This window comes from Xenorhabdus bakwenae (genome assembly GCF_030272115.1).
In the GTDB taxonomy this organism is placed as follows: domain Bacteria; phylum Pseudomonadota; class Gammaproteobacteria; order Enterobacterales; family Enterobacteriaceae; genus Xenorhabdus; species Xenorhabdus bakwenae.
Window position 1 is genome coordinate 1,076,099 of the sequence record NZ_CP119194.1, and the last position, 10,499, is coordinate 1,086,597.

At 40.2% G+C, this 10,499-nt stretch carries 7 protein-coding genes; all 7 read left to right on the forward strand.

Annotated features, from left to right (window positions below):
- Window positions 1-286 precede the first annotated feature (286 nt).
- Entirely contained in the window at window positions 287-1,240 is a 954-nt protein-coding gene (ydgH, locus tag PXH59_RS05960; protein ID WP_047770128.1) for a DUF1471 family protein YdgH, read from the forward strand.
- A gap of 548 nt (window positions 1,241-1,788) precedes the next feature.
- Entirely contained in the window at window positions 1,789-3,180 is a 1,392-nt protein-coding gene (locus PXH59_RS05965; protein ID WP_285810805.1) for a basic amino acid/polyamine antiporter, read from the forward strand.
- A 136-nt stretch (window positions 3,181-3,316) separates the two neighbouring features.
- On the forward strand, window positions 3,317-4,639 hold the full coding sequence (locus PXH59_RS05970) for an IS4 family transposase (protein WP_285810806.1): 1,323 nt from the start codon (window positions 3,317-3,319) through the stop codon (window positions 4,637-4,639).
- A gap of 879 nt (window positions 4,640-5,518) precedes the next feature.
- On the forward strand, window positions 5,519-6,049 hold the full coding sequence (locus PXH59_RS05975; protein WP_285810807.1) for a fimbrial protein: 531 nt from the start codon (window positions 5,519-5,521) through the stop codon (window positions 6,047-6,049).
- A gap of 86 nt (window positions 6,050-6,135) precedes the next feature.
- On the forward strand, window positions 6,136-6,840 hold the full coding sequence (locus tag PXH59_RS05980; protein ID WP_285810808.1) for a fimbrial biogenesis chaperone: 705 nt from the start codon (window positions 6,136-6,138) through the stop codon (window positions 6,838-6,840).
- A gap of 140 nt (window positions 6,841-6,980) precedes the next feature.
- A complete protein-coding gene (locus PXH59_RS05985) occupies window positions 6,981-9,425 on the forward strand; it encodes a fimbria/pilus outer membrane usher protein (RefSeq protein ID WP_285810809.1) in 2,445 nt (814 codons plus the stop codon).
- Window positions 9,426-9,457: 32 nt separating this feature from the next.
- Window positions 9,458-10,489: a fimbrial protein gene (locus tag PXH59_RS05990; protein ID WP_285810810.1), complete on the forward strand. Its 1,032-nt coding sequence runs from the start codon at window positions 9,458-9,460 to the stop codon at window positions 10,487-10,489.
- The last annotated feature ends 10 nt before the right edge of the window (window positions 10,490-10,499 follow it).

A 10,499-nucleotide genomic window follows, 5' to 3' on the forward strand; every position in this document is an offset into this window, starting at 1 on the left:
CAATAGAATACCAAATAGTAACTCAATGAAAATAATATCAACGAATTATCATGAAATCAGAAAAACAAAATGACCTTTTAATGTAAACAATTATTTAGCTCGTATAATTTACCATATTCAGTAAAATTCTTAGTGTCATAAACTAAAAGTTAGCAATCGTTTCTTTAGAAGGCATAATTTCTTGCGACAATTGGCATTATTACATGTAATAATTGCGTTCTATGTGATGCATAACAATGTTCAGCACGTTATAAATATTTTAATGCGCAAGGCGAAAGGATTTTTTATGAAGCTGAAGACAACGATCATCGCGACTGCGGTGTTCTCACTAACCACGATGACCGCTGCACATGCGGCTAAAGAGTTAACTCCAGAGCAATCGGCAGAGCTTAAACCTTTTGAGCGGATCTCAGTTACTGGTCGTTTTAATGCAATTTATGAAGCGGCGGATGCGGTTTCCCGTCAGGCCGATAAAAAAGGCGCTGACAGTTTTTACATTCAAAGTCTTGATGATCTTAATGGACGAGGTAATTTGCGTGTTGTCGCCGATTTGTACCATAAAGATGCGGAAAAAGCAGATAAAACACCTAATTATCGCATCTATCGTGGCATCAAAGAGTTACCTAAAACTGAAGCCATTATTTTAGAGCCTTTCGATACTGTCACAGTGAATGGTTATTTCCCGACTGATCCTGACCTGAAAGAAGCTATCGCTAAGGCAGCTAAAAAGAAAGATGCTGCATCTTTCTTTATTGTCCGTGATATTGCACCGAATAATGGTGGAAACCAAATAGTCACAGCCTATGTTTATAAAGAAGATGCGCCCAAACGTAAGGTTCAGTCTAGTGAAGCTATGATCCCGGCCGATTCTGAAGCAGGGCGACAGGCTCTGGCTCAGGGCGGAGAGGAAGCCAAGAAAGTTGAAATTCCAGGTGTTGCTTCTTCAACTTCAACAAGCAATGTGGTTGGGCACTTTTTTGAAACCCAGTCATCAAAAGGTGGGCGTTACACAGTAACTTTACCTGATGGCACAAAAATTCAAGAGTTAAATAAAGCCTCCGCCGCTCTGATGGCTCCATTCGATTCCGTCACCTTTTCTGGTTATTACACGACCTCACCTGAAGTTTCTTATCAGGTTGCTAAACGTGCAGCAGAGAAAGGCGCAAAATACTACCATATCACACGAGAATGGCAGTCTAATGGTGGTAACGTTACCATCAGTGCAGATTTATTCAAATAATCATCGTATCGTAGTTCAGCAATTCATGAAAAAGGCACAAATATTCTTTGTGCCTTTTTCATCGGCTCTTTTTGGTATTTCGCTATTTATTTGCACCAATAATTCCCTGAAAATTAACAATTAATCAACATGGCAGTGTGTTATGATTTGCAGATTAGTCTGTTTATCCTTCCTTTTTATTAATGCTATCTACATAATTGTTTGTTATTTGTTTCAATAGAGTAAAATATATAACTAATATTATCTAAAGTGCTTATCTTGTGATCATCGCCATGTTTATTAAGGCAATAACACACATTAGAAAAATTATCCGTAATTTGTTTTCTTACTCCTCTGCATAATTTTATGCATAAAATTTATATTTTTTTGCATAGTAACCCATTGCATACATTCCTTTCACTCCGTAGAATCGCCCTGTTTTTAGATTTATCGACTAAATCCGTTCTGCAATCCATCGCATGGATGCAATAAATGTCCAATATGTGTTCGATATTCAGAACAAATGTTCTGGCTAATCGTGTCGATTATATTTTTTTAGGAACGTATCTTTGGAAAAGAAATTAGGCCTTACGTCTCTGACCGCACTGGTACTCAGTTCTATGGTCGGTGCCGGCGTATTCAGTTTGCCGCAAAACATGGCGCAAATAGGCAGTCCTGCTGCATTAATGATTGGTTGGGGAATAACAGGCATAGGTATTCTCTTTTTAGCCACTTCCTTACTTTTACTTTCACGACTGCGCCCTGATTTGGATAGCGGTATTTTTACTTACGCAAGAGAGGGTTTTGGCGAGTTAGTTGGCTTTTGTTCTGCATGGGGATATTGGTTCTGTGCCATTATTGCCAATGTTTCTTACTTGGTTATCGTTTTTGCTGCGTTAAGTTTTTTCACTGATACCGAACACTCTGTCATCTTTGGCGATGGCAATACCTGGCAATCGTTAATAGGTGAATCCATCCTACTTTGGTTTGTTCACGGATTGGTTTTGCGTGGTGTACAAACAGCAGCGGGAGTTAACCTGCTGGCTACATTGGCAAAATTATTACCGTTGACCCTATTTATTATCTTAGCTGTCATCGCTTTCAAAATGGATGTGTTTTCTTTTGATTTCAGCGGCATTGAGATGGGTGTTCCGGTTTGGCAGCAAGTTAAAGACACGATGCTAATTACACTGTGGGTTTTTATCGGCGTGGAAGGTGCGGTGGTTGTTTCAGCCAGAGCCAGAAGACGCAAGGATATTGGTATCGCCACTATATTGGCTGTGATTTCAGCATTAGGGGTATATGTACTGGTAACCCTGCTTTCACTAGGGTTGGTCACCAGACCTGAATTAGCGGCTATGCGTAACCCTTCTATGGCAACTTTAATGGTCGGGTTAATAGGTTCGTCGGGTGAAATTGTGATTGTTGCTGGCTTGATCATCTCTGTTTGCGGAGCTTATCTGAGCTGGACAATCATGGCAGCAGAAGTCCCCTTTATCGCTTCTTTACACGGTTCATTCCCTAACGTATTCAAAAAACAAAACAGCCAAAAAGCCCCTGCATCATCACTTTGGATCACAAATGGCGCGGTTCAACTCGCTTTGGTTTTAATTTGGTTAAGCGGCAGTAATTACAATACATTACTCTCTATCGCTTCTGAGATGATCCTTGTCCCCTACTTTCTTGTCGGTGCATTTTTAGTGAAAGTTGCCTTTCAACGTGGTAGCCGTGCTTTACTCTCTATTGCTCTGGGTTCTTGTATTTATGGGTTATGGTTACTTTATGCTTCGGGCCTAATGAACCTCTTACTCTCGATAGTACTATACGTTCCTGGATTGCTGGTTTTTCTGTACGCACGCAGACAAAATCAGGAAAGAGTACCGTTAACTGTTACAGAAAAATCGACTATTGTGGTTTTATTCTTGATAGCGCTTCCGTCTACATGGCAATTAATGCACTAATCATCATTTACAACACAGCGTACCCTCAAAAATCAACTCGTCCAAAGAATCCGGCCTTTGTGCTAATACCGCTCGCTTAAGAAAACTAAGATAAGTCATAATTGGTCTTAGACAAGCATCTGAGGCCAATTTTTTTATGTCTGAATTTTCTCGTGAACTCCAAGCCACTGCGGCCTTAAATTACCCGGGATCCATGGATGCCTTTAGTCAACACATTCCGATGGCATGGGTGACTGAAGCGGTTAAAGAAACGGGGCGAGCCACTGTGCGAAAACGTCGATTTCCCGCCGAACAAGCCGTCTGGTTAGTGCTGGGTATTGGGCTCATGAGAAATCGTTCGATCAATGATGTTTGTGACAAATTAGATCTGGCGTTTCCTGACGCGAAAGGGAAACTGCCGCCATTAGCGTCAAGCAGTCTTTCAAAAGCCAGACATCGTCTTGGTATTGAACCCTTGCGACACCTTTTTCATACCACGGCCACCGAATGGGAAAAAGAAGATACGGCTTATTCTGCCTGTGGACTGAAAATCTTCTGCGTGGATGGCACCCAGTTTAAGGTGCCCGAAACGGCTGATAATCAACAGCTGGGTTATGCCTCAGGCAAAGCCCCCTTTCCCTCTGTGCTGGCGGTGACCCTGATGTCCGCCCGGACACATCTTATCTCCGATGTGGCGTTTGGCCCCATCACCCAAAGTGAGATTAGCTACGCCCAACAACTGGTGGGCTCTGCCCCCGAAAATACCCTGACGTTGTTTGATCGGGGCTTTCTCTCTGCGGAGTTATTTCAGGCCTGGCAAGGCACCGGCAAAAATACCCATTGGCTCACTCCGATAAAAAGCAAAATGCGTTATGACGTCATTCAGGAATACAGTCCTTATGACAAACTTATCGATATGCCGGTTTCTCCCCAAGCCCGGCAACTGCATCCTCACCTTGAAAAAACCTGGCGGGCGCGCCTCGTTCTGATCCCGGAACCGAAGGGAGAAATTAAAGGGTTTATTACCTCTATGGAATGTCCCGTGACGTATCCCCTCAAAGAGATCCTCACTGTGTACTGGGAACGATGGGAAACCGAAGAAGGCTATGGTGAGCTGAAACAAAGACAGCTCAATAATACCGCCCTCCTGAGAAGCCAGACACGGGCAGGTATCTATCAGGAGTTATGGGGCATCCTGATCGCCTACAATCTGGTTCGGCTGGAGATGAGCCGGATGGCAAAGGACTATCGTGTTGAACCGCTTCGGATCAGCTTTATCAATGCGTTACGACTGATACAGGATGAATTTTTATGGTGTTCAGGACGCAGCCCCGGCACGATCCCGCAAAAATTAAAAGCCCTCAGAGAAAGTGGCAAACGGCTTATTTTACCTCAAAAGCGAAAACGCCCATCGGTTCCAAGGCAAGTGCTCTGCAAAGCACCCTGTTACCCTTATAAAAAAAGAACCGCTCGTGCTTAAGCGAGCGGTATTAGCCTTTGTGCCGGTTTTTTTTATGTCCCTTGTTGACCTTTGGTGTGACGCCTGATAATTGAGGACAGATGCCCCCTACTGTTAGGTTTATGTCTTTAATAAATCTAGAAAGTGAATAATTCGTTCACTAGCCCTACCTGAAATGGTGTTTTTATAGATTTTTTATATTTAATAAATGTTGTAACTAAAAAATCGCCAACAGGTTATTTTGCAACCAAATCATAATAATTAGTTATGTTTTAATATCAATATATTCTTCAAATGTATATAATTTGAACTATGGCAGGGTATCTGTCATAAAGATTTTATCAATAAAAAATTAACTTTAATCAGATGCAATTGATTTTCATTTAGCCTAAGTCTAGATTTTAGCTCTTACATAATTAAAATAATTAGATACAAAAATCAAAAAATAAAATTCACGTTACAAATAAATAATAACTATATAATATATGGTTAAAGTTTTAACAAAAAAAGAAAAATTTAAATATATTATGTGCCTTGTGTTATTTTATTTTTACAGAATGTCATCAATTAATAATTAATCTTATAAAATAGAATAAAACCTCATTTATGTTCAGAAAAAAATCTATGTTATGCATAACAATTCTATTAATTCTTTCATAATAGCTTAAAATTTCAAATTATGAGATTAGTCAAGTTATTATTTTTATATTTTTTAATTATTCGCTACTATATTTTTATCTCATCTGTTGATGAGAAAATATGCGTTGTTGTTTCTGTGTTATTTTTCAGAAATAAGCTTAAGTAATCCGTGGTCGTATTTATATACGGCACTAACATTAACAATAATCTGTTTCTCTGTAGAATAAGTGTGTCAGAGGCAGGTGCATTAAGAATTAAGAAATGAAAACCAAGCTAATTATTTCATCTTTATTTGTTTCATCTGTATTTATGTCCGCCGCTCATGCTGCTGATGGGCAAATTAAATTTACGGGAAAAATTACCGCCAGTGCGTGTAAAATCGATTCAAGTTCGGCTAATCAAACCGTAAATATGGGAACTATCAGCTCAAGTTCATTTACTGGGGCTTATAGTACTTCTGCCGCTACCCGTTTCAGTATCAAATTGACCGACTGCCCGAAAGATTATCGCCAAGCTCAGGTCAAATTTGACGGCCGGTCAGACAGAGCCAGTAACAGGCTGTTGTCGTTAAATAGTAATAGCGGAGAGAATCCAGCCCAAGGCGTCGCAATTGCACTTTATGAAGATGATAGTAATACCCTGATCGATCTGGCAAGAAATTCACGTCTTCAATATTTTTCAGATGGAAAGACACAAGAGTTGAAATTTGTTGCTAAATACATGGCAACGGCTGAAACCGTGACTCCAGGTGCGGGTGACGCAGTCGCTAACTTCACGATTGTCTATAACTAACTTATCTATATTATCTATAACTAACTACCTATAACCAAAGGAAGTTATGGCAGGGAAGCCAAAACAATATCACTCTGGTTTAAATATTGTTTGGAGCGACCGCTTTGAAATATTTGCGCGTTTTAATTTTTATTTTTATCTACATTTTCAGTACTAATAGTTCTTTTGCAGGCGTCGTCATCGGCGGTACACGTGTTGTTTATGTCAGCGACCAAAAAGAAGCCTCTATTTCTATTAACAATCCAGAAACGGATATCTCTTACCTCATTCAATCATGGGTTCAAGGTGAAGATGATGAAACTAAAGCCCCTTTTATTATCACTCCCCCTCTTTTTAAATTAACAGCCGAGAATGAGAATGTTTTACGAATTGTTAAAATTGGCAATGGATTACCTGATGACAAAGAATCTTTGTTCTGGCTCAATATCAAATCTATTCCTGCCACAACTAAATCAGAACAGAATCAATTGCAAATCACGGTAAAATCTCGGTTTAAGTTATTCTATCGCCCCGCCAATTTAGCCAATAATTCCGGTATTGCTTATAAGGCTCTGAAGTTCAAAACCGATGGACACAAACTCATTGCAGAAAACCCAACGCCCTACTATATCTCTTTTTCTGTGTTGACCACCGGCAATAATGTAGAAAATTACGAGATTAAATCTGCGGGGATGATCCCACCTTTTCAACAAGAGAATTGGGATATTCCTATTAAAAATATCAATCGAGTGACCTGGACAACGATTAATGATTTTGGTGGTGTAACACCAGAAGAAAGACGTGAGTTGTAGGATAGTAGGTATATCACAATTAAAAATTTATTATTATGAATAACTATCGTCATTATCTTCAACAAAATAGTCCTGATAATTGGACATTACTTATCAAGCTAAACTTGCATTGTCTATCTTGTAAGGTGCCTCTTTGTGCATTGTTAACCACATCTCTTTGGATGTATAACAATAAGGCTTACGCTGAAGAGTATTTCAACATCAATGCACTGGAAATCCATTCAGGCTTTGAAGATATTGATCTTTCTATCTTTACTCAAGATGATCAACAGCCTCCCGGGCGTTATTGGGTGGATATTTATCTTAATCGGGAAAAAGTAGATACGGGGAATATCGATTTTATTATCGTTAATAACAAGTTATCTCCCGAAATTAAGATACAGCAGCTCAGGAAAATGGGGGTAAATATTGAGTTATTTCCCACGCTGCTTACTTTGCCGCAAGAAACGGGGATTGCCGATCTTGACCAATATATTCCATCCGCATCGACATCTTTCGATTTCAAACATCAGCGGCTGGATATCAGTATTCCCCAAGCAGCCTTGAAGAGTCAGGCGAGAGACTACGTACCTCCTCATTTGTGGGATCAGGGATTAACGTCCCTGTTAGTCAGTTATAGCTATAGTGGCTCCATGACCTGGCAGGATGATCAAGTAGATTCAACAAAAAACCATTTTCTCAACCTGAGGACGGGCGTTAATTGGGAAGCATGGCGTTTGCGCAATTATTCCACTTACAGTAGTCAAAATAGAAAATGGCAGAATATCAATATATACCTCCAGCGAGATATTCATGCACTGAAAAGCCAATTAATATTTGGCGACAGTTACACACCTTCACTTATATTTGATAGCTTTCAGTTTCGCGGTATGCAATTGTCTTCCGATGACAATATGTTGCCCGATAGCTTAAAAGGATTTGCACCGATAATTAGAGGAATTGCCCAAAGCAATGCGCAAGTTACCATCAAACAAAATGGTTACATTATCTATGAATCCTATGTTTCTCCTGGGCCTTTTGTCATCAATGACCTCTATCCAACAAGTTCCACCGGAGATATAGAGGTCATTGTTAAAGAAGCTGATGGGAAAGAACATCGTTCTGTGCAAACTTTTTCCACTGTGCCGATTATGTTACGGGAAAATAGCCTGCGACATTCACTGACTTTGGGAAAATACCAATCTCACCGTGGAAAAACACCCTATTTCATGCAGGGTACGATGATTTATGGTATTTCTAATCATGTCACTGCCTATGGTGGAAGTACGATTGCAAAAGATTATCAATCCATTGCTTTGGGTACAGGCTATAGTCTCTCTGACTGGGGTTCCCTTTCGTTTGATGTAACTTACGCTAAAACCAATTTAATGCCGAACTCCAACAATTATGGTCAATCGTACCGTTTCCAATATGCCAAAGATCTATCCCAGACAGGCACTAACTTCACTCTCGCAGGTTATCGTTACTCAACACAACATTTTTACGATTTTAAAGAAGCGAATGAGTTAAATACGGCAATCGATGGAAGGAGCAGCAATAAACGTAGTAAATTGCAATTACATATTAATCAAACCCTTGGAGATTGGGGAACCATTTATTTATCTGCTTTTCAACAAGATTACTGGCATCAAAAAGGCTACGAAAGGAATATCAGCGCGGGTTATAACACAAGTTACAATTCAATTAATTATAGCTTGAATTATGCTCACAGCGCTTTCCCCGGTTCAAATCGCAGTGAGCAAATTGTTTCATTCAGCATGCAGGTTCCCTTTGATCGTTGGCTGAAAAACAGCTGGGTAAGCTATAACATGACCAACAGCAAAAACAGTGATACATCTCATCAAGTCAGTTTAAATGGTACTGCTCTTGAAGATAACAATCTGATTTATAGCATTCAGCAAAATTACACTAACCGTAATCAAAGCGTTGGCGGAAATATCAGCGCAGAATATAAAGGAACCTATGGCCAAGTCAGCGCGGGTTACAATTACGACAAATATACCAGGCAACTGACTTATGGTTTAAATGGCGGGATTGTTGCCCATCCGTATGGTATCACCCTTTCCCAACCGTTGGGAGGTACGTCGGTATTAGTACGCGCCAATGGTGCTTCAGAAGTCAAGGTGCAAAACCATACCGGTATCAAAACTGACTGGAAAGGCTATGCCATTGTGCCTTATGCCAGTAGCTATCGGAAAAACCGTATTGCGCTGGATACGCATTCAATGGGTAACAGCGTTGATATTGATATCAATACGCAAACGATTATTCCAACCCAGGGTTCACTGGCACTGGCCAATTTCCAGACTCGTATTGGTTATCGCGCTTTACTGACACTTTCTTATCAAGGCAAAGAGATCCCATTTGGTGCAACTGCGACACTGGAAAAACAGCAGGATATTGATGTTCCCAACAGCGCGATTGTCAGTAATGATGGGCAAGTTTATCTCAGTGGGATTCCTAAATTTGGTCGGATATGGATTAAATGGGGATATAAAGAAATGCAAGAGTGTTATGCCAACTATCGACTCTCTGGTGAAGAGCCTGCTTCAGGTTTGTATATGCTTGAAGCTTCTTGCGAATAATCTCTTGTAAATGACAATGACGGTATATTCAATTGATATATAACAAAAATAGTGGAAATTATTCTATGGCCAACAAATTAAAATTATTATTGGCAAGTATATTTCTCATCGGCACGATGAGTAGTTTTTCCAGTTTCACGAACGACTATTGCCAGTATTCAGCGGGTTTTGTACCTGGCATGACGCCAGTTTCTTTTGGTACGGTTACAGTTCCCAGAAACCATCCTATCGGAACAACTATCAAAGAAATACGTTTGGATCAGGTGGATGAAAAAGGTAATATCGCCCTCTGCGATACTCCCTTACCTGCAATATGGGAACAACCCGATCTTACACCTGCAAGCTATAATCAGGATGCCATTTATGAATCCGGTGTTTCGGGAGTTGGTATCCGTATTAACACCTGGGGGCCCGGTTATGGTATTGATTGGCTGCCCAGAACCGTGACCTATCCATCCACTTGCCACTCCTCGTCGCAATTTCAGTGGAAAAAACAATATTGTGGTAAATCATGGGGTTATTTGACGGTACAGTTAATCAAGATTGCACCAACAACCTCTTCAGGAGCTGTTAAGTCGGTGAAACTGACTCGTGCTACATTAGGTCACAATATCCCTGTTCATACTTTCAATTTATCGAACACAAATATCATGACCAAAGGTTGTTCTCTCAATCAAAAAATGATTTCAGTCAACATGGGAGATATTAAAAAAAGTGATTTTCGGGGTATTTATAGTACAGCGGGAATGCAACGTTTTGATATTAATATAGATTGCGATGCTGATGTGAATGTAGGACTGGCGCTGGATGGCAGATCTACAAGCTGGAATGCCCAAGATATCTGGGCATTGGATCACAGTGACAACGTCACGGCAAAAGGGGTTGGTTTACAGATATTATATCAAAACCGCCCCGTAACAATGCGTTCTCCAGTTGTATTTGGCTCCACTCAATCTGGTGGAAATATAACCATCCCATTAGTTGCCCGTTATATTCAAACGGAAACGGAAATTAAGCCGGGCAAAGCAGATACAACAGCAACAATTACTTTTGTCTATCAATAGACGAAGATTA

What these genes read in the sequence shown, in the direction of transcription:
- ydgH (WP_047770128.1), top strand. Translation starts at nt 287, where the DNA reads ATGAAGCTGAAGACAACGATCATCGCGACTGCGGTGTTCTCACTAACC.
- PXH59_RS05970 (WP_285810806.1), top strand. Translation starts at nt 3,317, where the DNA reads ATGTCTGAATTTTCTCGTGAACTCCAAGCCACTGCGGCCTTAAATTAC.
- PXH59_RS05975 (WP_285810807.1), top strand. Translation starts at nt 5,519, where the DNA reads ATGAAAACCAAGCTAATTATTTCATCTTTATTTGTTTCATCTGTATTT.